Here is a 24,323-nt window from a genome sequence, read left to right as displayed (position 1 = left end):
CACTCGAATCACGTTGGTTGGAACCGTGCTCCTCAACTTTGATGTTCAATTGATCTTCGGTCTACTGACATTGCACATCGCGGCTCGCTTCGGCGAGCCGCGCGACACCCATCCATCCGGCACAACCACCGGCACGCCGACGAGAGTCGGCATGTCGATTTGTCGGTGACTACAGGCAATGGGCAACACCTGTTCCCATCCCGAACACAGCAGTTAAGCCATTGCCGCCGATGATACTGCATCGCGGGAAAGTAGGTCATCGCCGACGCTTGACCCCCTTCAGGTAAACCTGGAGGGGGTCTTTCATTTTTGCCCCGCGCATTCCATTCCTGCGGCTTCGCTCTCTTCACCCCTCTCCCCCCTCTCCCCCCTCCCTCGTCGCCCTCACCCGAGCATCACCACCGCCCGTATCGGGTAGCATGGCAAGCATGGAAGGCCCGAGGCAGACCCGTTCATCCTCCTCGCCCCTCTCTTCGGGCCCCTCGGCGGGCGCCTCATCGTGGCACTCCTCGCCCTCCTCCTCTCGATCCCCCGCTCCTCCGCCCACGCCGACGGCAAAGTCTTCGCCCGCGAGGGCGTCGTCGCCACGATTCCCGATCAGCGCGCCCTGATCCACTTCGCAGACGGTGTCCAGACGCTTGTCATTGAGACCCGCTTTGAATCGAGCGGCTCGCCAGCCGGCGGTCAGGAGTCGAGCGGTGAGTCGGCCGAGGTGCCCGCTGGCGGAGGGGACTTCGCGTGGGTCGTGCCCGTGCCGTCCGTGCCGGAGTTGATCGAGGTGACGCCGGGTCTGATGCCGACGGTCGCGGCGATCTTCCAGCCCTCAGTAAAGGTCATTCCGTCTGGGGGGCCGTTTGTGTTTGCTGCGCTTCTGGTCTTGGCCGCGGCGTTTGCTGCGGTCAGCGGACGTGGGTTTTTCCGAGCGCTTGCGGCGACGGTGCTCGTGCTTCTGTTGGTCACGCTGATTCTGCTGCCGGGTCTCGGCATCACCCGGTCATCCATGGGGAGCGGTGAGGGGGCGGAGGTGAGCGTTCATGATCGCCGATTGATCGGTCACCTGGATGTCGTCACGATCTCGGGCTCCGACGGAGGGTTGCTCGTCTCGTGGCTCAACGACCATGGGTTTGCGGTCGCATCCGATTCGGCCTCAGTGATTGATGAATACGCGTCCGAGGGCTGGGTGTTCTGTGCGGCACGCCTTGCGACGGGTCGCGAGATAGGCGCGGATCTGAGTGCATCGACACCGTTTCCGCTCGGGCTCCGATTCCGAACGGAGAAGCCGATCTACCCGATGCGGCTGACTTCGACGGGGAGCAGGTCACTCGCTGTTGATCTCTATGTCTTTGGTCCTGCCATGGCGAGCGCGCCGAACTTCCGCGTCATTCGCTGCGGGGCGCCCCGCGAGTGGGACGAGCAACTGAATTACTACAGCCCCGGCCACGACGACGCGATTCGTGTCGGGCATGAGGGGCTGCTGGCGCTGACGCGCGGCTCACGGGTTGCGACGAAGGTCTCGGCGACGCTTTCGCCCGAGCAGATGCGTCGGGACGTGGTGATTGAGTGGGTCAAGCCGCGTTATAAGGGAGACACGGTCTACAGCCGCGCGGCGGCGTTGAACCGCGCCGTGATTCTCGGCTCGTCGATCGTGATCGCGGGATCGCTGGCGGTGCTCATGCTCACGCCACTCCTCCGTCTCTCGACAGCGACCGCTGCGCGCGCACTTACTGCCTCCATCCCGTTCGCCGCTACGGTCTTCCTGATCGCATGGCTCGCAACCCCGATCGTGTCCACGACACCGGGTGAACGCTACCGGCGTTATCCTCTCATCCATCGCCTGGTGGAGCCCCATGTGTGGGCAGAGATGGACTACGACTCCGGTGATCCGTACAGGAATGCAACGGTTGAGGGGGTGCGCCCGATTCTGAGGTCGGCGGCCGCGAAAGCGAGCGAGCACTGGTCGTTGAAGAGCGAGGTGCGTGAGGAGGACTCTCCCTTCAACTACTCGATTGGTATTGAGGAGGGCTTCATCACATACATCGGGTACGACCAATGGGGTCGGGGGGCGACCATATTCAAGATTCTTGAGATGGAGCCGCCTCTGGAGGTGCCTGCTGGATCCGCCGAACAGGGTGCATCACGGGATCGCGCCAAGGGGAAATCCTGAGTTCCGGCTCATCCCTCGAACGCCACAACCTGAGTGGTCGTAGACTCTGATGGTGCGCATGAGTGAGGCGCTCCCGCGTTGAAGGAGGTCCCATGCCTGATTCCCCACGCCTCTACGACGGCGATGCCGACCATCTGATGCGGTCGGAGAACGCGCCCGATCGGCTCACGCTTCTCCCCGGCGCATCGGGCAAGATCCGCCCTGGCCAGCGGCTTCGGATCATGTGGGGGCAGGACATGCTCCGCGATATTCTCGACGGGCGGTACCGCACGATCGTGTGCGGCGTGAACGACGAGGACAACTCGCACGGCATCATCGCGCAGTTGTGTGAGCTTGTGGCCACCAGCCAGTGGGCATCGAAGAGCGTGACGAGTTACGCGAAGCTCTTCCATGATTCGGTGGGTGTGCATGCGGCGCACGATCGCGAGCCGTATGTGCTGAAGTTTGATCTGGATTCGATCCTGATTCTGGCGTTGCTGCGGCCGCGGGGGAGGGATCACTTCACGATCGACGATCTTTCGCGCGGTTTCATGACCGTCGGCAAGATGCTGAACGAGCGGCGCGAGCGGCTGCCTGTCGCGGCGGTGTCGTTCCTGAATGCGAGGGCGAATCGCCTGGTCGATGCCGGTGGGCGCGAGCCATCCTTCGAGTCGGTGCTGAAGACGATGTACCACGCGGGGTTCCGGGGCGATGTGTACCCTGCGCCCGCGATGTGGAACGTCGGGCAGATCGGCGTCTTCCCGAGTTATCCGTTTCCCGAGGGGCTGGATCGGATGAGGCAGGGGAGCAGTTGAGGGAAGTGACGGAGTTAGGAAGGCACGAAGGCACGGAGGCACGAAGTCAAGAAGGCACGGAGGCAAGGGGATCAGGCGTGGAGGCGGCGATGAACCTGGGCGCGTTGATCGAGCGGATAGCGCGGTATCCGGCGGTGCTGCGAGCGTCGGCGTTGTCGGTCTCGGCGGATGAAGCTCGCTGGAAGCCGGGTCCGGAGCATTGGTCGATTCTCGAGGTCTGCTGCCACATGCTGGATGAGGAGCGTGAGGACTTTCGGGTGCGCCTGCGATCGACGCTTGAGGATGCGTCACGTGCGTGGGCGCCGCTTGATCTGAAGGATGTCGCGACGCTGAGGAACTACAACGCGGGTGATCTGGGGCGCACGCTCGACGAGTTCGAGCAGGAGCGTGGAGATTCCGTCGCGTGGCTGCGGTCGCTGCGGGGTGTCGATTGGTCGATCGCGTATGTGCATCCGAAGGTCGGCCCGATCCGGGTGGGCGAGTTGCTTGCCAGTTGGGCGGCGCATGATGCGTTGCATCTGCGGCAGATCAGCAGGCGGCTGTACCAGTTGGCGGGACGGGACGCGCCGGGGATGAGCACGGTGTACGCCGGCGAGTGGTGAGCCCCTACGCTTGGTCCCGATGTACGCCGTTTCACTTCCACGCAAGCAGAAGCCGCTCTTCCCGCCCCGGTGCGTGATCTCCGGCGGTCTTGCGGATGGGGATGCGTTGATCGGCGCGATCGGGATGTGCAAGTTCGGGGGGTTCACGTTCTCGATGCCGCTGATGTCGAAGTTGGTGCGGGTTCCGGTGCGTCGGCGGCTGGTCTTTGACTTTCGAGCGATGTCGTTCTTCCGGCATGCGGGCCGTCTGGTCGGCTTCTTCGGGTTGATCTTTGCGATCGTGTTTTTCAGTGTGGCGTCGGGGGTTCGCACGCCTCTGTGGCTCGTGATTCTTGCGGCGCTGTTGTTCAACGGGATCTACGGGTACCTGGACACGAGGGCGTTTCCGCCGCCCTTTCGCGTGTTCGCGACGCAGAGCGATGTGGTGTACCACTTCCGCGACATGCGGTATGCGCAGGAGTTCGCGGCGTTGAACGGTGAGTTGGGTGACGAGGCGATCGACGCGTTGGAGCGGATGTACGGGCTTGCGTCCGAGGGCGGCGATAGCGGGGAGGGGGCGGGGCGAGATCCGACCGGGTTCAGCCACGGGGCCAACGCTGGGCGATAGGCCAGCGTCTGCCGGAACCGAACGCGACACTGGTGACCTTGAGCCCGACGGCGGCCTGCTTGCGCTTGTACTCGGAGAGGTCGATGAGTCGCACGATGCGTGCGACGAGGGCGGGGTCGAGCCCGGTCTCTGTCGTGATGCGGTCGGGGGTCTGGTGGCGCTCGATGTATCGCTCGATGATGGCGTCGAGGTCGTCGTAGGGTGGGAGCGAGTCTTGGTCGGTCTGGTCGGGGCGGAGTTCCGCGCTCGGGGGCTTGGTGATGCTGGACTCGGGGATGGGCGGGCGATCGAAGCGGCCCCACGGGGCGAGCGAGGCGTGGTTGTTGTTGATGTGACGGGCCAGCGCGTAGACGAGTTTCTTGGTGACGTCGGAGAGGACGGCGAGTCCGCCGTTCATGTCGCCGTAGAGCGTGCAATAGCCGACGGCCATCTCGCTCTTGTTGCCGGTGGTGAGGACGATCGCGCCGGTGCGGTTGGAGAGGGCCATGATCATGGTGCCGCGGAGGCGGGACTGGAGGTTCTCTTCGGTGAGATCCGGGAGTGTCGCACCGAGTTCGGGTGCGTTGATCTGATCGAAGGTGTCGTTGAGGGTTGCGGCGGAGGCGTGGAAGGCGGGGCCGATGGGGAGGGTGAGCATCTCGATGCCGAGTCGGGCGCAGAGGTCGCGGGCATCGGCGAGCGCGTGGTCCGATGAGTAGGGGCCGGGCATGGCGACGCCTCGGACGTTCTCCGGGCCGAGGGCAAGGACGGCGAGGGTTGCGACGAGGGCGGAGTCGATGCCTCCTGAGACGCCGAGGATGGCGGCGTTGAAGCCGGTCTTTGAGCAGTAATCGCGGATGCCGAGGACGAGTGCGTCGAGGAGGAGGGACTCGCGTGGGCGGGCGGGCTCGGAGAGCGCGGGTGCATCGGGGCGCACATCGCAGAGGAGGAGGTTTGTCTGAAAACCGGGTGCGGCGGCGATGAGTTCGCCCCGCGGGGAGAGGAGGGCGGAGTGTCCGTCGAAGATGAGGTCGTCGTTTCCTCCGACCTGGTTGATGCTGGCGACGAAGAGGGCGTGAGCGGTGGCGTGTCGGGCGAGGATCTGTCGATGTCGTTCGCCCTTGCCCAGGACGAAGGGGCTGGCGGAGGGGACGATGAGGATGTGTGCTCCGGCGCGGGCGAGATCTTCCACGGGGTCGGCGACGTTCGCGTATCTGCTGCTGAAGCCGGCGTCTTGTCCTTTCCAGAGATCCTCGCAGATGGCGAGCCCGACGCGCTGGGTGGGTCCTGCGCGGGTTGGAACGTCGATCACGATCGGGCGCGTGCCGGGCTCGAAGTAGCGGTCTTCGTCGAAGACGTCGTAGGTGGGGAGGAGGCGTTTGTCGTACTCGGCGATGCACGCGCCGTCGCGGAACGCGAGGAGCGAGTTTGCGATCGCGCCGTCGGGGCGGCAGAGGGGCGTGCCGATGATGAGCGTGAGGCCCTGGGAGTGGGCAGTGCAGATGGAGCGTGCGGCGCGTTCGCATGAGGCGACAAAGCCCTCCATCATGAGGAGGTCTTTGGGTGGGTAGCCAGAGATGGCGAGTTCGGGTGTGGCGAGGAGGTCTGCGTCTGCAGCGCGGGCGCGTGCGATCGCGTCGGTGATGCGTGCGGCGTTGCCGGCGATGTCACCGATGGTCGGGTTGAGTTGTGCCAGAGCCAGGCGCATCGGCAGAGGGTAGTGGGGCGGGAGCGGGTGCGGAGGGGGGTGTCGGCACGGCTTCTTCGCTGGCGATGCGAGCGACTTCCTTCACCATGAGGCGCATGGGTCGGAGGTAGATCGCGCCGGCGGTGGCGAGGATGATCGTGACGAGCGCCTCGGTCGCGCTGACGAGGAGCACGACGGCGGCGATGGCGCCGGCGTTCGGGATGCTGAGCGCGTCGGCAAGCCCTGCGGCTCCGGCTTCGCGGGTGCCGAGCATGCCGAAGGGGCTGACGATGCCGATGCCGAAGTAGGTGGCGGCGAGCAGGAAGGCCTTGTCGAACTGGAGCGTGATGCCGAGGATGCCCGCGGCGACGACGAACCGGGCGGACTGGGCGACGACATCCGCGAGGCGGAGCCCGACGCCCGCGCCGACGGCGATGGGGCTGGACATCATGCGGAGGCCGTCGAGGATGTGTGGCTCCATCGAGGAGGCGAGGAAGCGTCTGCCGAGGGCGGTACGCATCGTGAGCGAGCGCGAGATGCGCCGCACGGGGGAGGTGAGCCCGAGCCGCGCACCGAGGATGACGGCGCCCGCTGCGAGGACCATCGAGCCCGAGACGAGTGCGAGCCATGTCCCGTCGACGGTGGGGCGATGGAGCGAGATGGCGACCATGGGGCCGAGTGTTGCGGCGAGGATGATGACAACCGTGCCGAGCCAGCCGCCGATGGTGAGGAGCGGGACGCCGTCGCGTCGATTGTGGATGAGGATGCGCGAGAGCATGCTGAGTTTGAAGGGGACGTAGTTGAGCGCGGTGGCGATGGCATTGGTGGCGAGGACGCTGCCGATGGGGACGCGCTGCACGGGTCGGACGGCGGTCCAGAAGATGAGGCCGTTGAGCACGATCGAGAGGATCGAGAGCCCGCAGAGCAGGGCGATGGAGAGGGGGCTGGCGTCGGCCAGGCGTGTGAGTTGCTCGCGGTTCTCAGGTGAGAGAGCGCGGGAGACGCACCAGATAAGCAGGGCGATGCCCGCGGCGTATCCGACGAGCTGGATCACGACGCGGCGCGGCGACATGCGACGATCGGTGGCTGTCGGTTCCGGCGCGGGGCTTGTGTCGTTCACGCGCCGGCTCCTGGGCGCGGCGCGGGGGGGCGGAGCAGGTAGAGCCCCTGGCCGGAGGCGGGCCACGCGCGGAGGAGATCGGCGTGGGAGTCGAGGAATGACTTGGCGGCCTCGGGCGTCACGCGGGGATCGTACCAGCCGGAGCGATTGCGGAGGCGATCGAGTTCGGCGACGTTGAGGAGGACGTATCGGATGCCCATGCCCCAGAGGGTTCGCGCCCACTCGTCGGGATTGTTCGGGTAGATGGCCATCAACTCGCCGAGCGGCGAGGCGTCGTATGTCGTGTGGTAGAGCAGGGGCGTCGGGAAGTAGAGGGGTGTGGAGTCGCCGAGCAGGTAGAGCACGCGGGGCGCGAGGCGATCGTCTGAGGGAATTGCGAGGTTGATGAAGCCGGCGGGTGAGAGGTTGTCGTCGATCGTCAGGGTGTCCTTGGCTCGCTCGCGTTCGAGTCGGAAGGCCTCGCCGGTGAGATGGGCGGGTGTGACCAGGAGGAGCGCGTTGGGATTGCCTCGCCCCTGCTGGGCGAAGAGGAGGAGGAGCCACGCCGCCTGTATGAGGAGCCCCGCGTTGATCGAGGCCATCAGGGCGCGTCGGCGGATGCGGATCGATCGGCGTCGTGTGGCGGCCTCGCCAGTCGGGGGTGCGGCGGAGAGGATGGTGTGCTCGCTGACGGCCATGGCCATCGCAAGACCGACGAGCGGCACGCCGGTCAGGAGAAGGGGGACGAGGAAGCGCGACTGGAGGTGTGTCACGCTGAGCCACGCGATGAGCTGCAGCATCGCGCCGATGGAGAAGAGGATGAGGGGTTTGAGGAGGCGGCGTCTCCATCGAGAGAGGATCATGCCGGCGCAGGCGAGCAGTACGAGCGGGAGAAACGCGAAGAACTGCTCGTGGAGCAGACCTCGCTGCACGGGGGCTGTGGGGCGGGCGGGGTCGCCGGTCTGGGGCCAGACGAGGAGCGAGAGGCGATCGGCGAGCGGGAGATCGGTGTGGTGTGCGCCGAGGTAGCGGGCGAACTGCTCGGTGTTCCAGTGGGCATTGCCGAAGAGCGCGTGCATGTGCGGGAAGACGGGGTTCCCGCCGTGCAGCCAGTTTCTGACGAGGAAGGGGGCGAGCGTGAGAGAGCCGACGAGAAGCCCGGGGAGGATCGCGCGTGTCCATGAGCGCGCGGGTGTGAGAGCGGCGAGCATGAGCGCAGCCACGGGGCCGACCATGAAGAGCGCTGTCGGCTTGCAGCAGCATGCCATGCCGACGAAGAAGGCGCAGATCGCCGAGCGGCGGGGGACCGAGAGGGTGGTGCGTGTGGAGATGAGGATTGCGCCGGCTCCGAAGGCCAGCACGCCCATCTCGTTGTACGCGAGGGAGCCGACCACGATGGTCCAGGGGGTGACGAGTGTGAGGGCCCAGCCGGTCATGCGTGCGGCGGCGCGGGCGCGGTCGTCGAGAGCGGCCATGCGTGCCGCGGCGTCGCAGCAGCGACCGATGAGGCCTGCGGCGAGCACCGTGATGGCGGCGTGGAGGAGTTGGGAGGCGATGAGGGGCGCGCCGGAGCCGGCGAGCATGCCCCTTCGGAGTGCGCCGAGGTGCGTGTATGCGCTCTCGATGGCGGAGGGGAGGTATGAGTAGACGTTGTGAGTGAGCGGGGTGAGTCTGCCTCGTTCGAGCCACTCGCGGGGGAGTTGGAGGTGGTAGGAGAGGGCGTCGAAGCCGCCGAACTCGCTGTCCCAGAGGAGGCCGGGTGTGCTGCACGAGGCGACGATGAGGACCGCGATACCGGCGCACGAGCAGAGCGTGGAGATGCGGAGGCGCGGGATGGTGGGTGCGGGGGCTTGGCGGGTCATCGAGTCGCGGAGTTCGCGCAGTGTGAGAAGCAGGAACGCGAGGATGCCGATGCCGATGGGCGCGAGCGTTGCGGCTCTGCCTGCGGCTCCGCGCCAGCCCACGAGCCAGCCGAGCAGGTGGCTGAGGGTGAGCATGGTTCCGAGCCCGAGGAGGAGCGTGAGCCATCGGCGTTCGGGATCGGGTTCGCCCGGGGTGTATCGGCCGAGCAGGAGCGGCGCGAGGAGCATGCCCCATCCCGCGGATGCGAGGGTGTATGCAGCGGCGAGCGGGCCGGCATCGATGAGCGTGAGGGCGACGGCCGCGGCTCCGACGAATGGTCCGTGGTCGGGTCCGATGCCGGCGATGAGGGCGACACCGAGGAGGAGGGCGGGCGCGACGAGAGCCCAGCGCGGCAGGGCGCGCCGGGGTGGTCGGGGTGTGTCGGTCGTGGGCCGGTCCATGTTGAAGCCGGTTTGATGCGGCTGAGCGTCTTATGGTGTTCTGGTGTGGGGGGGTAGGGCGTGGTGGGTCGGGTGTGGGGGGGGTTCGTCGGCTCTATTGAACGCATGCCCACGCTACCATTCCCGCGCATGCCTCTGAAACCCATGCCAAAGTCCGTCGGAACCGGCGAGTCGGGCTCGAGCGGTGCGCCTCGGCTTGAGATCATCGAGCCGCTCTGCGCTGTCTTTCGGCGCACGCTGAAGGGTGAGGGGCTGAAGTACACGCCGGAGCGTGCGCGTGTGCTGGACACGATCATCGGGTTCGACGGGATCTTTGAGGCGGATCGGCTGATTGAGCGGCTGAGGTCGGGCGGGCATCGTGTCTCGAAGGCGACGGTGTACCGGACGCTCAAGTTGATGCTCGAGGCGGGGATCATCCAGCGGGTGCCGATCGATTCTGACCAGGCGCATTACCAGTTGGTGTACGGGCGCGAGCCGACGGAGATGATCATCTGCGTGGACTCGAACCGCGTGGAGACGATCTCGATCCCGGAGATTGCGGCGATTCGAGATCGGATCTGCGCCGAGCGCGGGCTGCGTCCCGAGGGCCATCGATTCACGATCTTCGCGACGGGCAGGGCGTGAGGGCGTGTGTATCGTGCGGGTGGGGGTGTTATCGCGCGTAGGTCCTGTATGTGCGACGGTCCGCATCGCGCCGGAAGTAGACCACGGTCTCGGGCTGGCGTCCGACGTGGATGCGGCGCGTGTTGGAGAGCGATGGACGCTCCGAAGAGGGCCATGAGTCTCTGAGGGCGTCGGCGACGGGTTCCGAGCGGATGGCGAGCGCGGAATCGCGTCGGGCGTAGAGCGGATCGCCGGGGATGATCTCGTCTTCGGGGTAGGCCTCGGGGCTGGGGAGGACGGCGTGCCATGAGTCGCCTGATCCGGATGGGGCGAGCGAGGCCCGTCGCGTGGGGACGGACGTGCCGCATCCGAGGAGGGATGAGAGGAGCGCGAGCAGCGCAAGGTGTGCGCACGCGTGCAGGCGGCGTTCTGGGGTGGATACGAGCATGCCGGCCCTCTCGCGGTGGCGAACCAGTCAAGTCTTGGGGCCAGCCGTGGCGGGAGTCTCCGACCCTGTCCGTGGGTCTGGACCGTATCAGAGGATGACACAGGGATTCGGGTTTGCCAGCGGAATCTGGGGTTGGGTCAGGAGTTTGGACGACTCTTTCTCGGGATGGGAGTTCTCGGAGCGATCAGGACCGAGATGTCCGAATAAAGAGCGAACACAGGTGCGTCGTACTCGTAGGGTTTTGGTATAAACTCTGTGGTGCGGGCAGAGCGATGCCCGCCTTCTTTCAGGGAGGCCTTCCGATGTTGAGATCGAGCAGTCCGGCAATGAAGCCCTTCGAGCAGCCCATGACGTGGGAGCAGTTGGGTGTGATGAAGCAGGAAGCCGCGGCCCATATGACGGTCGCGGGGACGGTGAGCAAGACGTTCATCAACCTGGCGTTCGCGTGTACGGGCGCGTTGGTGGCGTGGTCGCTGATGTCGCGTGGGATCCTGCCCCAGGGGCTGAGCATCCCGATCGGGCTGGGATTGATCGCGCTGTCGTGGATCGGCTCGATGATCATCAACTCGAAGCCGGAGGTGGCGAGGTTCATCGGTCCGGTTCTGTCGATGGGGAGCGGGGCGTGGGCGGCGTTCATCTCGTTCGCGATCGCGATTGCGGTCGGCGCGAAGCTGGCGCAGAACCCCGGGGTTCTGGGCGCGACCGGGACGTTGACGACGGCCGAGGCGATCCGGCTCGGTTCGGGGCTGATCTTTCAGGCGATGCTGCTGACGTTCGGCGTGGTCGGCGCGATCGCGCTGGCGACGGGCACGGGAGTTCTGCGGATCGGCGGCACGGCGGCGAAGGTGATCACCGGCATCACAGGCGGGATCATGTTCGTGTATCTGGCCGGGTGGATCCTGCGGATCTTCGGGATCGGCATCCCGTTCATTCACGGGTACGGGATGATCGGGATCGGGTTCTCGATCTTCGTGGTGGTGGTCGCGTCGTTGAATGTCGCGATGGTGTTCAGCAGCGTCTTGGATGGCGTTGAGAACAAGCTGCCGAAGCACTACGAGTGGGTTGCGGGGCACGCGATCATCGCGACGGTGATCTGGCTCTACATCGAGATCGTGATCCTGCTCTACAAGCTGTTTGCCAGCAGAGAGTGATCGCCGGTGAGGTGAGCGACGATTGCGTTGTTGATTCGGGGGCGTGTCCGGTGCGGGCACGCCCCTTGTTCGTTCGTGTCGATCTCGTCAGGACTTTGCGCCCGTGACCCTCGCGATGTGGAGCGTGTCGGCGTATTGCTGGAATCGAACGGCGTCGCCCCGGACAAGATGCGACGTGTTCTTGAGCAAGGTTCGAGTAGGTCCGATAGCGTCAAGTATGGTGAGATATCAGCGCCATGCGACGTAGAGAATCGTTGTATCTGAGATGCGACGTTGTATACTCGGCACCAAGAGTCTGCGTGGGGAGATAGGGAGAGCGATGTTATACCGAGCGATGCTGCTTTCGGGTGTTGTTGCTACGACCGCAGCCGGTGCTCATGGGCAGACCTTCGGCCCGGACTTTGAGTGCGCGTATCGCTACGCGGATCTGGGGAGTCCGCCTGGTGTTCCTTCGCCGCTCGGAGGACTGGTGTTCAAACTGGGCGATCCGGACACGTTGTTGATCGGCGGATCAGCGAATCAACCCGGCGCGCAGATCTATGCGGTGCCGGTGCTGCGCGATGGGAGCGGCAAGATCACCGGGTTCGGCGCTGCTTCGACGGTTCATGCGGCGGCCCCGAACATCGACGGGGGTCTGTTCTACGGCCCGGACGGCGTGCTGTTCTTCACGCGCTACAGCATGAACAGCATCGGACAGATCATGCCCGGCTCAAATTCCCCGGATAAGGATGTGTCGTTGTCGCCGCTGGGATTCACGGCCTCCGTGGGCGCGGCGACATTGGTGCCGTCGGGCTTTGCCGGCGAGGGACGGCTGAAGGTCTTCCCATACAATTCGAGCGTCTGGCACGACGCAACGATTGCTGCCGATGGTCTGGGCACCTTTGATATTTCCGCACCAACAAACGCGATCTCACTCAGCGGCGGGCCTGAGGGCATTGTCTACGTCGAGGCGGACGCGACCCTCTTCGGTGCAGATAGCATCCTCGTGAGTCTTTGGGCTGCGGGAGTTGTGGTTGCTTACGAGGCGGACGGGAACGGAGATCCGATCCCATCGTCGGCGAGGGTCTTCATGAGCGGGCTGTCGGGGGCCGAGGGCGGGACTCGTGACCCGGTGACGGGTGACTTCCTGTTCTCAACGTTTGGCGGCGGAGATCGTGTCCTGGCGGTGCGCGGGTTCAATCCGGAGTGCAGTGCAAACTACAACCGGGACTGTCTCGTTGACATCCTGGATTTCCTGGACTTTTTCGACGATTTCGCGGCGTGCATGAACCAGGCGGGGCCGTGCGGCCAGATCGGCAACGCCGACTTCAACGGCGACACGTTCGTCGACATCCTTGACTTCCTGGACTTCTTTGATGCGTTCGGGCAGGGGTGTTGAGGCGACGTAGGCCGCACTCGTCCTGTCGACGCTCCGGACATTGCCACAGGGGCTCGACCGCTGTTCACTTCAGGAGACAGTGCCCGTGACCCTCGCGACGTGGAGCGTGTCGGCGTGCTGCTGGAATCGAACGGCCTTGCCTCCGGCGATGCGCCAGATGTGGGCCATCTGCGTGTTCTGCTCGGTGCCGGTGGCCTTGTAGCGGCCCTTGTAGCGGCCGGTGACGACGATCGTGTCGCCGGCATCGATGATTTCTTCGACGACGACGGCGAAGCCGTCCCACTCGCTGCCGCAGCGGGCGAAGACGCCCGAAGCGACGGCCTGTGGCCCGATGTACGGGTTTCTGTCCGCGTAGGGGAAGTTCTCGGCCTCGTTCCAGACGATGTCGGGGCTCATGCGACCGAGGACATCGGCGATGTCCCCGCGTGAGAAGGCGTCGTAGATGCCGCGGATGAGGGCGACGTTGGCTGACATGGGTGAGGTCCCTGGTGCGTGAGAGCGCGTGTTGGTGTGGGCGTCAGACGTTGAACAGGAAGTGGCAGACATCCCCGTCCTGCATCACGTATTCCTTGCCCTCGATGCGGAGTTTGCCGGCGTCCTTGATGGCTTTCTCGTTCTTGTGCTTCACGAGGTCATCGACGGAGTAGACCTCGACGCGGATGAAGCCGCGTTCGAAGTCGGAGTGGATGACGCCCGCGGCCTGCGGGGCCTTGCACCCGACGGGGACGGTCCAGGCGCGGATCTCTTTCGGTCCGGCGGTGTAGTAGGACTGGAGGTGGAGGAGGGTGTAGGCGGCGCGGGCGACGGCGTTGAGGGCGGGCTCTTCGAGCCCGAGCGACTGGAGCATCTCCAGTTTGTCTTCGGGCGAGAGCTCGGACAGTTCCGATTCGATTTTGGCGCAGACCGGGACGACCTCGGCGCCGACGTTCTTCGCGTGCTCCCGGACCTTCTGGGCGAGCGGGCCTGTGCCGTGGAGATCGTTCTCGTCGACGTTTGCGATGTAGAGGATGCGTTTGGCGGAGATGAGGCCGAGGGTCTTGACGGCCTTCTGGAGCTCGGGTTTATTGAACTCGACGGTCCGAGCGGGCTTTCCCTGGTTGAGGACGGGCTGGAGCGCCGTGAGCACTTCGACGCGTGCGATCGCTTCGGGGTCCTTGCTCTTTGCGGCACGCTCGGCCTTGGGGAGGGCGCCGGCGACGGTTTCGAGGTCGGCGAGGATGAGTTCGGTCTCGATGGTCTCGATGTCGCGGATGGGATCGACGGTGCCTTCGACGTGGGTGATCTCTTCGCCGCCGGGCGCCTTCTCGAAGCAGCGGACGACCTGAACGATGGCGTCGACCTCGCGGATGTGGCTGAGGAACTTATTGCCGAGTCCCTCGCCCTTGCTTGCGCCGCGGACGATGCCGGCGATGTCCACCAGGCGGAGCATGGCGGGGACGACTTTCTGGCTTTCGATGTGGGATCGGATGATGTCCAGGCGCGGATCGGGGATGGGTACAACCCCCACATTCGGCTCGATGGTGGCGAAGGGGTAGTTCGCCGCGAGAGCGCCCGCGGCGGTGAGTGCGTTGAAGAGTGTGGACTTGCCGACGTTCGGCAGCCCGACGATGCCTGCTTCCATTCTCGATTGCTCCAGCGTCGTTGGCTGAAAGGGGTGTGTATGGGGAGAGGAGTGTAGGTTGGGAACGCCGCGGGGCAGACCGGGCACATAGGATTCGGCGTGAGCGAGACCGGCGGGGAACTTGGTGGTTTGGGGCTCGCTTGTGGCAGGGGCGGTCGCCACTCTCGCTTTCTTTATCAGCATGCGGCCTGGGCGTCGTGGGTCTGGGCGGTGGTCCTTTGCGCGATCCTGGGTGGTGTGGCCCGAGCGGCGGCGGACACGGCGGGGAGATGGGTCTCTGCGGGCTTGCCCGAGATCCCGGAGCTGATCGATTGCGGCGTACCGGGTGGGCGTTCTGCGGTTCTTCGGTCGGAGGCGATGCGCGGACCTGTCGGTTTGTGCGAGCGTCGCGGGGATGGCCAGCCGAGCCATGCGGACCCGAAACCGAGCGGCCCGTTCGCTCGTTCAGAAGACGATGGCGATGGAGTCGTCTTCGGCGGCATTGTGGCGCTGTGCGATTCGCGGTTCGTGCGGATCCGCGTGATCGATCTGCCGACGGTGCGTGGCCCGCCATGCGCGCAGGTCGAGTGATCTCCTGAGCAACGAGTGAGTGTGCGTTGCGTCCGCCTGCGGGACGCTGCGTGATGCGTCCGTTCGGGCGCGTTTCTGTCGCGTGCGCCTTTCATCGGCGAAGCGGCACAAGCCAGGTTTCCGCGCGCTCGTGAGCGGGCGTGCGTTGGGTGCAAGATCCATGGATACACAGAGTTCGGGCGAGGCGGGTGTTCAGGGTGCGAGTCCCCCCGGGACTACGGAGGGTGCGAGATACGAGACAGGGAAGGGGTGTTTGCTTATGGCGATTGGCTTGATCGTGTGCGCGATCGCGATTCTGGTGGTGATGCTGTTTGCGGACTTTCGGGCATCGATCCCGGGCGGATGACGGGTGTCGAGGAAAGAACGACGCCCGGGACCTTTCGAGGTCCCGGGCGCCGGCGATGTCACAAGCCGTGGTTCGTTCGCGTGCCGGCTCGCCTTGTGGAGGCGTCGCGCTTGGCGACCGGCACGCGTGGTGTCTGCGGGACGTGCGGTGGTTCGTCCCGTGCGCGGCGGGTGCCGCGCGACACGCCTGATTCAGTCGTAGAGAGCCGTCACGGTGGGCTGCTCGAGGTTCCTGAGGACGATGGAGGTGTCGATGCGGAAGTTGGACTGTGTGCGGTGTCGTTCGGCGAAGAAGAAGTTGAGCTTGTAGACGCGTCCGTTCTCGAGCCATGTGAGGCGGTCGAGTTCGATGGTCTGGCTGATGGCGGAGTGGACGCCGCCGATGTCGATGACGAGCTTGCCGTCGATGAAGACCCAGACGTCGTCGTCGCCGGTGAAGGTGAAGACCTGTCCGGAGCCCTGCTGGTAGACGAACTGGGTGCCGAGTTCGAAGGTGAAGTGGAAGTTCTTGTTGTTGCCGGCGGAGTTGCCGAAGAGTTCGCCGTTGATGGGGAAGAATCCGCCCATGCCTGCGTAGGTGGCATCGGACTTGTCGTCGAAGGTGTAGACGTTGGAGTTGGGCTGGCGCTTGAGGGTGATCTGGAGTGGCTTGGAGGCGTTGACGCCCTCGACATCGCGGAACCACTGGGAGAAGTTCTGCTGATCTGTCAGTGCGCCGCCCAGGGTGCTGGAGAGCGATCCGTTGACATCGCCTGACTTGGAGGCGATGTAGTCCTTGTTGCTGATGCGGTGGCGGCCTGCGGAATCCTTGAACGCGCTGGAGACCTTGTAGCCGGTGGAGCTGAAGACGGGCTTGCCGTCGGCGTCGAGCTGATCGCCGACCATTCTCATGTAGTGGCCGAAGCCGGCGGTTGGCTTACGCTCGAAGTCGGGGTGGCCACCGGAGACAGTGCGTTCCTTGAAGTCTCGGACCGTGCCGGTGAGGACGATCGAGCCGGCGAGGTGTGAGTAGGGGTCGTTGGCGAGGGCGGGCGAGGCGATGGTCGCCAGGGCGACGCCTGCGAGTGACGCGATGGTGAGCGTCCTGGTGAAGTTCGGGCGAGCGGTTCGTGCGGCTTTCATGTGACCCTCCGACGGCTTGTTCCTGGCGAGTCGCGGCTTCGCGTGCCGCTTGGGTCTCGCCACCTGCCAGAGATGTGCAATTCCTTCCGCGGCGCGGCAATGCGATGCGGGCATGAAAGGGGGCAGGGGCGGCGGCCTGGCGCGTCTGGGAGGGTTATCCGAGGGGTGGATAGGGGCAGAGAGTTCGGTGATCGCTTTCGAGCGCGGGAAGGACCGTTCGCCGATGTATGATCGGACGCGGGCCGACGAGGTCGGGGACCGCTTCCTTGCCACGTTCGGACCACACGGAGGACGGATGGATACCTTCCTGATTGAGGGCGGCAGGCGTCTGAGCGGGACGCTGCGGGTGCATGGGTCGAAGAACGCGGCTCTGCCCTTGTTGACGGCGGCGTTGCTCACCGACGAGGCGATGACGCTCCGAGATGTGCCCGATCTGGCGGACATCCGGAACATGGTGCGTCTTCTGGGGGAGCTGGGGTGCGAGCGGATCGCGGGTCCGCAGCCGACGACACTGACGCTGAAAGTTCACGACGCCAGCCAGAGTCACGCGCGGTACGACATCGTGCGGACGATGCGGGCGAGCATCTCGGCACTCGGTCCGCTGGTTGCCAAGCGCGGGTATGCGAGGGTTTCGATGCCGGGGGGGTGCGCGATCGGTGAGCGCCCGGTGGACCTTCACCTGAGGGGGCTGAGGGCTCTTGGCGCGGAGATCGTGCTGAATGGCGGCGATATCGTGGCGCGGGCGCCGCGCGGGCGGCTCCAGGGCGCGAAGTTGTTTCTCGGCGGGCAGTTCGGCTCGACGGTGCTCGGCACGGCGAACGTCATGAGCGCGGCGACGCTGGCGGTCGGCACCACGGTGATCGAGTCCGCGGCGTGCGAGCCCGAGATCGTGGATCTGGCGAATCTCCTGAACTCGATGGGCGCGAGGATCACGGGTGCGGGGTCGCCGAGGGTGACGATCCAGGGTGTGGAGGCGCTCAAGGGGGCGGACCACACGGTGATTCCGGACAGGATCGAGGCGGGCACGCTGATGTGTGCCGCGGCGATCACGAACGGGGATCTGGTGCTCGAGAACTGTCCGCTGGATGCGTTGATGGCGGCGCGCGAGGTGTTGAGCGCGGCGGGTGTGCATGTGACGGAGGCGGGTGGGCCTTCGGCGGATCCGATGCGTGCGGTGTGCCGCGTGACGTGCGAGCGTGTGCTGCGTCCGGCGGAGTTCACGACGCAGCCGCACCCTGGGTTTCCGACGGATCTTCAGGCCCAGTTCATGACGCTGCTGACGCTTGCGGATGGGAACAGCATCGTGACGGAGCGTGTGTTCCCTGAGCGGTTCCTGCACGTGGCGGAGTTGTCACGGATGGGTGCGCGGCTGCTGCGTCAGGGCGCGACGGTTGTGGTGCAGGGTGTGCGTCAGCTTGTGGGCGCGCCGGTCATGGCGAGTGATCTGCGTGCCTCTGCGGGGCTGGTGCTGGCGGGGATGGCGGCGCAGGGGACGACGATTGTGCATCGCGTCTATCACCTGGACCGAGGGTACGAGCGGCTTGAGGAGCGCTTGTGCGGCGTGGGCGCGAAGATTACGCGGGTGGACGACAAGGAGATCGGCGGCCCCGCGACAGAGGCGTGAGTTGGGTGCGAGTCGGGCTGGATCTCTCAGTCGCTCTCGTCGGGCGGGCTCGGACTCGCGGGGGAGATCGTGGAGAGAAAGTCGCGGAGGATCGCGGCGGCGGCGAGCGCATCGCGACGCTGCTTCTTCTCGCCTCTGGTCATGCCTGAGCCGGCCATCTCCCAGTCGGCGGCGGCGCTGGTGAGCCGTTCGTCCTGGAAGTGGACCGGGTGTCCGGAGCGGCCGCCCAGTTTGGTGGCGAGTTCGCGGACGCGTTTGGCCTGAGGGCCTTCGGTGCCGTCCATGTTGAAGGGGAGCCCTACGACAAGGGCGTCGCGGACGCCGATGTGGTCGTGGATTCGTCGGGTGATCTCTCGCAGCCAGACCTGTCCGTCTTCGTGCTGGGTGGAGACTTCGATGACGTCGAGCGGTGTGACGAGCCCGGTGATGGGGTCTCCGATCGCCAGTCCGGTTCGCTTCTCGCCTATGTCGAGACACAGATATCGCATGGGGGCGAGTGTACCGGGAGTTTCACTGGATCGGGGCGGGGGTGCGGGCCTATCGCAGTTCCGGCCGGACCTTGGCGTGGAGGTCTTTGAGTTCCTGAGCCTTGTCGCGGGGCATGATGAGGGTGGCGTCTTCCGTGTGGATGACGATCAGGTTCTCGCACCCGAGGATGGCGAGCGTGTGGCGGTTGCCGGAGGGGGGGCCATCGGAGACGACGAGGTTGTTTTTGCCGTGGAGGATGATGGCTTCGGCGGGGCCTGAGACCCTGTTGCCCGACTTGTCGGGGGTGAGGGTTTCGGCGTATGAGGGCCAGGAGCCGACGTCGAGCCATTCGAGATCCATCTTGACGAGGGCGATGGAGACCGAGGGGTCGCGGCTTGCGGGTTCCATGATGGCGTAGTCGACGCTGATCTTCGGGAGGTTGGGATAGATCTCGTTGATCGTGTCGCGTTGGCGCGGGGTGCCCCATGCTTCCTGGATCTTGACGAGGCCTTCGTGGCTCTCGGGCTTGAAGCGTTTCAAGCAGTCCATGAAGGTCGAGGCGCGGAAGACGAACATCCCGGCGTTCCAGTAGAAATGGCCGCTCTGGACGTAGGCGGTGGCGCGCGGCAGGTCGGGCTTCTCGACGAAGCGTTCGACCATGTGCGAGAGGTGCGCGCCGCCATCGCTGATGGGGGCTCCGCACTCGACGTAGCCGAAGCCCGTGGCCGGATAGGTGGGCTTGATCGCGAAGGTGACGAAGCGGTTGGGATCCTGCTCGACGAGGCGAAACCCGACATCGACGCACTTCTGGAAGGTGGAGTCCGGCTCGATGAGGTGGTCGGCGGTCAATACCGCGAAGATGGCGTCGGGATCGAGTTTCTCGAAGACGGCGGCGGCGAAGCCGACCGCGTTGACGGTGTCTCGGCCGATGGGCTCGCCGAGGATGCGGTCGTCGGAGAACTCAGGGAGGGTGCGACGGATCGCGTCTCGGTATTGCTCTCCGGTGCAGATGTAGCGGCGTTCGGGCGGGACGACACCTTCGAGGCGTCTTGCCGCGAGCTCGAGGAGGGAGCGACGGACGCCGGGTTCGGCGGGTCGCTCGATGAATTCGAGGAGTTGCTTGGGGTTGTGGGCGCGGCTCATGGGCCAGAGGCGAGTTCCCGCACCACCGGCCATGATCATCGCATAACGCATGGGAGACTTTACTCGCGAGGGTTGGGGCTGGTTCGCGCTGCCTAGAGGGGCTTCACATCGGCCGGATCGGGTAGCGGCGTGAGCACCCCGGGATTGGTTGGGTGTTGCTTCGGGAGATGATTCGATCCGGGGGGAGGTGATTCAGTCGGGGATCCGCCCCTCGGCGAGGCGTTTCTCGACTTCGGCCTCGCTGAGGAGTTCGCCCTCGGTCTTGGCGACGACGGCGGCGGCGGCGGCGTCGCCGGTGACGTTGACGACGGTGCGGCACATGTCGAGGAGCCGATCGACGCCGAGGATGACGGCGATGCCGTCCGGGGGGACGCCGACGGACTCGAGGACGATGACAAGCATGACGACGCCCGCGCCGGGGATGCCGGGTGTGCCGATGCCGGCGAGGGTTGCGGTGAGGACGATGACGGCGAGCTGGCCGACGGTGAGGTCCATGCCGTACATCTGGGCGATGAAGACCGTGGCGACACCCTGGTACATGGCGGTGCCGGCCATGTTGATGGTTGCGCCGAGGGGGCAGGCGAAGGAGGCGATGCGCTCCGAGACGCCCAGCCGATTGATGGCGCAGGAGATGGTGACGGGAAGCGTTGCGTTGGAGGAGGAGGAGCTGAAGGCGGTGAGCATGGCGGGGGAGAGCGCGCGGAAGAACCTGACGAAGCCAACGCCGGCGACGAAGCGCAGCACGAGCGGGTAGACGATGAGCATGATGGTCGCGAGGCCGACGATGACGACGAGGCAGTAGACGCCGACGGCCTTCAGGACGTCGAGCCCCATGATGACGATCGCCGGCGCGACGAGCGTGAAGACCGCGATGGGTGCCAGGCGCATGATCGTGTTGACGAGCATGACGATCGCGTCGGTCAGGGCGTCGAAGATCGCGATGACGGGCCCGGACTTGGAGGAGGGGATCATGGTGAGAGCCGCACCGAGGGCCATGGCGGCGACGATGACCTGGAGCATCTGGGCCGTGGCGAGTGCCTGGAACGGGTTCGGTGGGACGAGGTCGAGGCCCTGCTGCCAGAAGCTGGGGACCTCGCTGGTGCGCCCGCGGCTTGCCTCGACGTTGGACTGGTACTTGGCGGTCATCTCGGCGCGGGCGGCGGGATCGATGCGTTCGCCGGGGGATGCGATGTCCGCGATGGTGAGTCCGACGGCGATCGAGATCGCGGTTGTGAAGACGAAGAAGCCGACGGTCTTGCCTCCGATCCGACCGAGCCGCTTGAGGTCGCCGAGACTCGCGACGCCGATCGTGAGCGAGCAGATGACGATGGGGACGGCGATGAAGCGGAGGGATCGGAAGAAGAGCTGGCCTATGAGCGTGTTGGTGTTGACGAGAAAGCGGACCGCGCCGGCGACGAACCCTGCTGACGCGTTGGCTTCGGATGCGACTCCTGAGGCGAAGTTCTCGTTCCCGCGGCCGGCCATGAAGGCGCTCGGGTCGTTGACGCCGATCGCGGCCCACGTCTGGCCTGTCCAGAGCCGGTCGATCGCGATGCCGACGATGACGCCGAGCACGAGCCCGATCACAATCTTCCAGTGCAGCGCGAGGCGGCGACGCTTCTCCATGATCGTGCTCCCATCGTGCGAGTGGCGGGGTTCGCACACACCCTACGCCAGGTGACAACTCGGCACAAGTCCGAACGCGGCGTGCTGTCAGGTCTACGATCGGTGTTCGCTGCGTGATGGAGCGTGATGCCTAGCGGGTGGATGAGCGAGGGGCTGATGACGAAGGGGTCGAGCCGACGGAGATACAGGGCGTATCGCGACGGGCTGAGGCGTCGCGAGGTGGAGGCGAAGCGTGATCCCTCGGCGGCGGGCGTGAATCCGAAGCGGAAGAAGCCCCGGAGCTTCGTTGCGCTCTTCGCGGCGTTCTGGGCGTTGCTGCGTGGGCGGCGGCGCATCCTCGCGCTCGGGCTCGCGACGCTGAGCATCTCGACGGTGCTCGCGCTGGCCGTGCCGTCGTCGACGAAGGTGGTGATCGACTATGTGCTGACGGACAATCCGGGGCCGTCGGGTCTGCCGGATTGGTCGTGGCTGCCTCGTGATCGCGGAGCGCTGCTGTTCCTGATCGCGATGGCGATGGTCGGGGTGACGGCGGTCTCGATCGTGATCGGGATGGTGGGCCGGTGGCAGGTGACGCGTCTGACCAAGATCCTGCAATTGTCGCTGCGGCGTCGGGCGTTCGAGCACGCTGTGCGTCTGCCGCTTCATCGCATCCAGCAGATCAAGTCCGGCGGTCTTGCGAGCATCATCCGCGAGGATGCCGGTGGCGCGGCGGAGCTGCTTTTCAGTCTGATCTACAACCCGTGGCGTGCCGTGGTGCAACTAACCGGGACGCTGCTCATTCTCGCGTGGGTTGATTGGAAGCTGCTGGTGGGATCGCTGCTGCTTATCCCCACGGTCTGGATCAGTCACAAGACGTGGATCGCGCGGATCCGTCCGGTGTATCTCGACATCAGGAAGGGTCGGTCGGCGATCGACGCGCACGCGACGGAGGCGTTCGGCGGGATACGCATCGTGCGGGGCTTTGCGAGGCAGCACGGAGAGGCGGCGCGCTTTGCGCGCGGCAACCACCTGATGGCGCGCCAGGAGATCCTGGCGTGGTGGTGGTCGCGGGCGGTTGACGTGGCGTGGCAGATCCTGATTCCCGGGGCCTCGGCGGGGCTGCTGATGTACGGGGGCTCGCGGGTCATCGGCCAGACGCTGACGATCGGCGACCTGATGATGTTCTCGACGTATCTGTTGATGCTGCTCTCGCCGCTCGAGGCGATCGTGTCGAGCGCGACGAATGTGCAGAGCCAGCTCGCCGGGCTTGAGCGGACGCTGGATCTGTTCGAGGAGAAGCGCGAGTTCGAGGATGGCGACGCGGCGGGGCTGATCCAGGTGATGCGCGGATCGACGCGGGGCGGGATCACGCTGTGCGATGTCTCGTTCGCGTATCCGGGCCAGAGCCAGCGCGTGATCGATCGGGTTTCGATGGAGATCGCACCGGGCGAGACGCTCGCGCTGGTCGGCGCGAGCGGCTCGGGCAAGACGACGCTGACGAATCTGATCGCGCGATTCTTCGATCCGTCGGAGGGCTCTGTGCTGCTGGACGGCGTGGATCTTCGCGAGATCGATGTCGCGTCGTATCGTCGGCTGCTCGGCATCGTCGAGCAGGAGGTGTTCCTGTTCGACGGCACGATCGCCGAGAACATCGCCTACGCGGAGCGCGGGGCATCGCAGGAGCGGATCGTTCGTGCGGCCCGCATCGCGAACGCGCACGACTTCATCGTCGCGCTGGAGAAGGGATACGAGACGCTGATCGGAGAGCGGGGCGTGCGCCTCTCGGGCGGTCAGAAGCAGCGGATCGCGTTGGCGCGAGCCGTGCTCTCGGACCCGCGGATCCTCATCCTCGACGAGGCGACGAGCAATCTCGATTCGGAATCCGAGCACGCGATCCAGCGGTCGCTCGGCGAGGTGCTGAAGGGACGAACGACGATCGTGATCGCGCATCGACTCTCGACGATCAGAAACGCCACGCGGATCGCCGTGCTGGAGAAGGGAAGAATCGTGGAACTCGGGACGCACGCGACGCTCGCCGATTCCGGGGGGCGGTACGCGGACCTGCTTCGGATGCAGAGTCTTGGTGATGATCGGAGCGGCAGTTCGAGTTCGGTTGTCGATGCGGATGCGTGGGGGCGTACCGATTGAATGTGGCAGCGCGTGGTGGTTCACGTCACGCGAAGCTGCTCAGATCACCGAACCTTTGTTCGCATCGATGTGTGGCGCATCGCCCATTTCCAGTGATTGTCCGTGCGTGCCACGAGATATAGGACGATGCTGGTGTGTGGCATTGGAAAGTCCACTCAGATCCGGCGAACAGCGTGGCGTGTGCATCCGTGCGCTGGCAGTTGCCGTTGATCGCTTGTATAATGAACCGCCTCGATTGGAGTGCTTTGCTTCCGAGCGCGACCCAGATCCTCCCAGGACGCAGTTTCGCCATGGGTATCAGCAGCCCCCTGGCGAGGCCCGTGTGGGCCATGCGTCCTCAGCAGCCAGCCCCGTCGCAAGGCGGGGCTGGTTTTTGCGCACGCGTGTGATGTGAATTCGTCGCGGATTCGTGCTCAATGAACGCCTGTGGATCCGAAGCCCGCGCTGCCGCGTTCGGTCTGGTCGAGCTCATCGGACTCAGTGATGCGCACGCGGACGACCGGCGCGATGACGAGTTGCGCGATGCGCATGCCGTGCTCGATGATGAACGGCTCGCGTCCGAGATTGATGAGCGGGACCTGCACCTCGCCCCGATAGTCCGAATCGATCGTTCCCGGGGTGTTGGGGAGTGTGACGCCGTGGTTGGAAGCGAGTCCCGAGCGGGGGCGCACCTGACCTTCGTAGCCGCTCTCGATGGCGATGGCGATTCCGGTCGGGACGCGCGCGATGGAGCCGGCGGGGATGGTGAGCGGTCCTTCGGGGAGGCACGCGGCGAGGTCCATTCCGGCGGCACCCTCGGACTTGTACTGCGGCAGGACCGCTTCGTGCGACAACTTGCGGACACGCATGGTTGGAGAGTCGG

22 protein-coding genes and 1 rRNA gene are annotated in these 24,323 nt (G+C 65.6%); 12 read left to right on the top strand and 11 right to left on the bottom strand.

Annotated features, from left to right (window positions below):
* Positions 1 to 161: 161 nt before the first annotated feature.
* The 5 genes from rrf (at position 162) to KF838_10980 (ending at position 4,167) form a co-directional block, all read left to right on the top strand.
* Positions 162 to 268: ribosomal RNA gene (rrf, locus tag KF838_11000) — 5S ribosomal RNA — on the top strand.
* Positions 269 to 499: 231 nt separating this feature from the next.
* A complete protein-coding gene (locus KF838_10995; protein QYK47305.1) occupies positions 500 to 2,164 on the top strand; it encodes a DUF2330 domain-containing protein in 1,665 nt (554 codons plus the stop codon).
* Between the two features lie 92 nt (positions 2,165 to 2,256).
* Positions 2,257 to 2,958, top strand: coding sequence for a hypothetical protein (locus KF838_10990; protein ID QYK47304.1), 702 nt, complete (start codon positions 2,257 to 2,259; stop codon positions 2,956 to 2,958).
* 89 nt (positions 2,959 to 3,047) lie between these two features.
* Positions 3,048 to 3,560, top strand: a complete 513-nt coding sequence (locus KF838_10985) for a DinB family protein (GenBank protein QYK47303.1) — start codon at positions 3,048 to 3,050, stop codon at positions 3,558 to 3,560.
* A gap of 19 nt (positions 3,561 to 3,579) precedes the next feature.
* Positions 3,580 to 4,167, top strand: a complete 588-nt coding sequence (locus KF838_10980) for a hypothetical protein (protein QYK47302.1) — start codon at positions 3,580 to 3,582, stop codon at positions 4,165 to 4,167.
* Here the strand turns inward: KF838_10980 and KF838_10975 are convergent.
* Genes KF838_10975 through KF838_10965 form a run of 3 tightly spaced genes read right to left on the bottom strand, consistent with a single transcriptional unit; the run spans position 4,139 to position 9,235 of the window.
* Positions 4,139 to 5,854: an NAD+ synthase gene (locus tag KF838_10975; protein QYK47301.1), complete on the bottom strand. Its 1,716-nt coding sequence runs from the start codon at positions 5,852 to 5,854 to the stop codon at positions 4,139 to 4,141. The two genes, KF838_10980 and KF838_10975, sit on opposite strands and share 29 nt — an antisense overlap.
* Positions 5,814 to 6,953, bottom strand: coding sequence for a flippase-like domain-containing protein (locus KF838_10970; protein ID QYK47300.1), 1,140 nt, complete (start codon positions 6,951 to 6,953; stop codon positions 5,814 to 5,816). Before KF838_10970 ends, KF838_10975 begins: the two co-directional genes overlap by 41 nt.
* Positions 6,950 to 9,235 carry a hypothetical protein gene (locus tag KF838_10965; GenBank protein ID QYK47299.1) on the bottom strand — a complete coding sequence of 762 codons (2,286 nt, stop codon included), beginning with the start codon at positions 9,233 to 9,235 and terminating at the stop codon, positions 6,950 to 6,952. The genes KF838_10970 and KF838_10965 overlap by 4 nt, the downstream gene beginning before the upstream one ends.
* Positions 9,236 to 9,364: 129 nt before the next feature.
* On the opposite strand from KF838_10965, the gene KF838_10960 reads away from it, so the two are divergent.
* Positions 9,365 to 9,859, top strand: a complete 495-nt coding sequence (locus KF838_10960; GenBank protein ID QYK47298.1) for a transcriptional repressor — start codon at positions 9,365 to 9,367, stop codon at positions 9,857 to 9,859.
* A 28-nt stretch (positions 9,860 to 9,887) separates the two neighbouring features.
* Here the strand turns inward: KF838_10960 and KF838_10955 are convergent, their stop codons facing one another.
* Positions 9,888 to 10,286, bottom strand: a complete 399-nt coding sequence (locus KF838_10955; GenBank protein ID QYK47297.1) for a hypothetical protein — start codon at positions 10,284 to 10,286, stop codon at positions 9,888 to 9,890.
* A gap of 302 nt (positions 10,287 to 10,588) precedes the next feature.
* Between KF838_10955 and KF838_10950 the strand changes: the two genes are divergently transcribed.
* Positions 10,589 to 11,437 carry a Bax inhibitor-1/YccA family protein gene (locus KF838_10950; protein QYK47296.1) on the top strand — a complete coding sequence of 283 codons (849 nt, stop codon included), beginning with the start codon at positions 10,589 to 10,591 and terminating at the stop codon, positions 11,435 to 11,437.
* A 319-nt stretch (positions 11,438 to 11,756) separates the two neighbouring features.
* The gene (locus KF838_10945) at positions 11,757 to 12,815 is read left to right on the top strand and encodes a hypothetical protein (GenBank protein QYK47295.1); all 1,059 of its coding nucleotides are present in this window, start codon (positions 11,757 to 11,759) and stop codon (positions 12,813 to 12,815) included.
* A 69-nt stretch (positions 12,816 to 12,884) separates the two neighbouring features.
* On the opposite strand, the gene KF838_10940 is transcribed toward KF838_10945, so the two are convergent.
* A complete protein-coding gene (locus KF838_10940) occupies positions 12,885 to 13,289 on the bottom strand; it encodes a nuclear transport factor 2 family protein (GenBank protein QYK47294.1) in 405 nt (134 codons plus the stop codon).
* A gap of 43 nt (positions 13,290 to 13,332) precedes the next feature.
* Entirely contained in the window at positions 13,333 to 14,436 is a 1,104-nt protein-coding gene (ychF, locus tag KF838_10935) for a redox-regulated ATPase YchF (protein ID QYK47293.1), read from the bottom strand.
* Positions 14,437 to 14,673: 237 nt separating this feature from the next.
* On the opposite strand from ychF, the gene KF838_10930 reads away from it, so the two are divergent.
* On the top strand, positions 14,674 to 15,006 hold the full coding sequence (locus KF838_10930; protein ID QYK47292.1) for a hypothetical protein: 333 nt from the start codon (positions 14,674 to 14,676) through the stop codon (positions 15,004 to 15,006).
* Between the two features lie 160 nt (positions 15,007 to 15,166).
* Positions 15,167 to 15,352 carry a hypothetical protein gene (locus KF838_10925; protein QYK47291.1) on the top strand — a complete coding sequence of 62 codons (186 nt, stop codon included), beginning with the start codon at positions 15,167 to 15,169 and terminating at the stop codon, positions 15,350 to 15,352.
* A 191-nt stretch (positions 15,353 to 15,543) separates the two neighbouring features.
* Here KF838_10925 and KF838_10920 read toward each other — a convergent pair whose 3' ends face one another.
* Positions 15,544 to 16,473: a fibro-slime domain-containing protein gene (locus KF838_10920; GenBank protein ID QYK47290.1), complete on the bottom strand. Its 930-nt coding sequence runs from the start codon at positions 16,471 to 16,473 to the stop codon at positions 15,544 to 15,546.
* A 295-nt stretch (positions 16,474 to 16,768) separates the two neighbouring features.
* Here KF838_10920 and murA point away from each other — a divergent pair, with 295 nt between their 5' ends.
* Positions 16,769 to 18,097 (top strand): UDP-N-acetylglucosamine 1-carboxyvinyltransferase, encoded by a 1,329-nt coding sequence (gene murA, locus KF838_10915; GenBank protein QYK47289.1) that lies wholly within the window; start codon positions 16,769 to 16,771, stop codon positions 18,095 to 18,097.
* A gap of 26 nt (positions 18,098 to 18,123) precedes the next feature.
* Here murA and ruvX read toward each other — a convergent pair whose 3' ends face one another.
* The 3 genes from ruvX to KF838_10900 all read right to left on the bottom strand — a co-directional run bounded on the left by ruvX (position 18,124) and on the right by KF838_10900 (position 21,334).
* Positions 18,124 to 18,585 carry a Holliday junction resolvase RuvX gene (gene ruvX, locus KF838_10910; GenBank protein ID QYK47288.1) on the bottom strand — a complete coding sequence of 154 codons (462 nt, stop codon included), beginning with the start codon at positions 18,583 to 18,585 and terminating at the stop codon, positions 18,124 to 18,126.
* A gap of 49 nt (positions 18,586 to 18,634) precedes the next feature.
* The gene (locus tag KF838_10905) at positions 18,635 to 19,759 is read right to left on the bottom strand and encodes a hypothetical protein (GenBank protein ID QYK47287.1); all 1,125 of its coding nucleotides are present in this window, start codon (positions 19,757 to 19,759) and stop codon (positions 18,635 to 18,637) included.
* Between the two features lie 141 nt (positions 19,760 to 19,900).
* Entirely contained in the window at positions 19,901 to 21,334 is a 1,434-nt protein-coding gene (locus KF838_10900) for a dicarboxylate/amino acid:cation symporter (GenBank protein QYK47286.1), read from the bottom strand.
* A gap of 126 nt (positions 21,335 to 21,460) precedes the next feature.
* On the opposite strand from KF838_10900, the gene KF838_10895 reads away from it, so the two are divergent.
* The gene (locus KF838_10895; protein QYK47285.1) at positions 21,461 to 23,461 is read left to right on the top strand and encodes an ABC transporter ATP-binding protein; all 2,001 of its coding nucleotides are present in this window, start codon (positions 21,461 to 21,463) and stop codon (positions 23,459 to 23,461) included.
* A 413-nt stretch (positions 23,462 to 23,874) separates the two neighbouring features.
* Here the strand turns inward: KF838_10895 and dut are convergent, their stop codons facing one another.
* Positions 23,875 to 24,309, bottom strand: a complete 435-nt coding sequence (dut, locus tag KF838_10890; protein QYK49835.1) for a dUTP diphosphatase — start codon at positions 24,307 to 24,309, stop codon at positions 23,875 to 23,877.
* Positions 24,310 to 24,323 lie beyond the last annotated feature (14 nt).

This window comes from Phycisphaeraceae bacterium, assembly GCA_019454185.1.
In the GTDB taxonomy this organism is placed as follows: domain Bacteria; phylum Planctomycetota; class Phycisphaerae; order Phycisphaerales; family UBA1924; genus JAHBWV01.
Note: the sequence above shows the minus strand (reverse complement) of the source record. Positions and strands in the feature narration are given on the sequence as shown.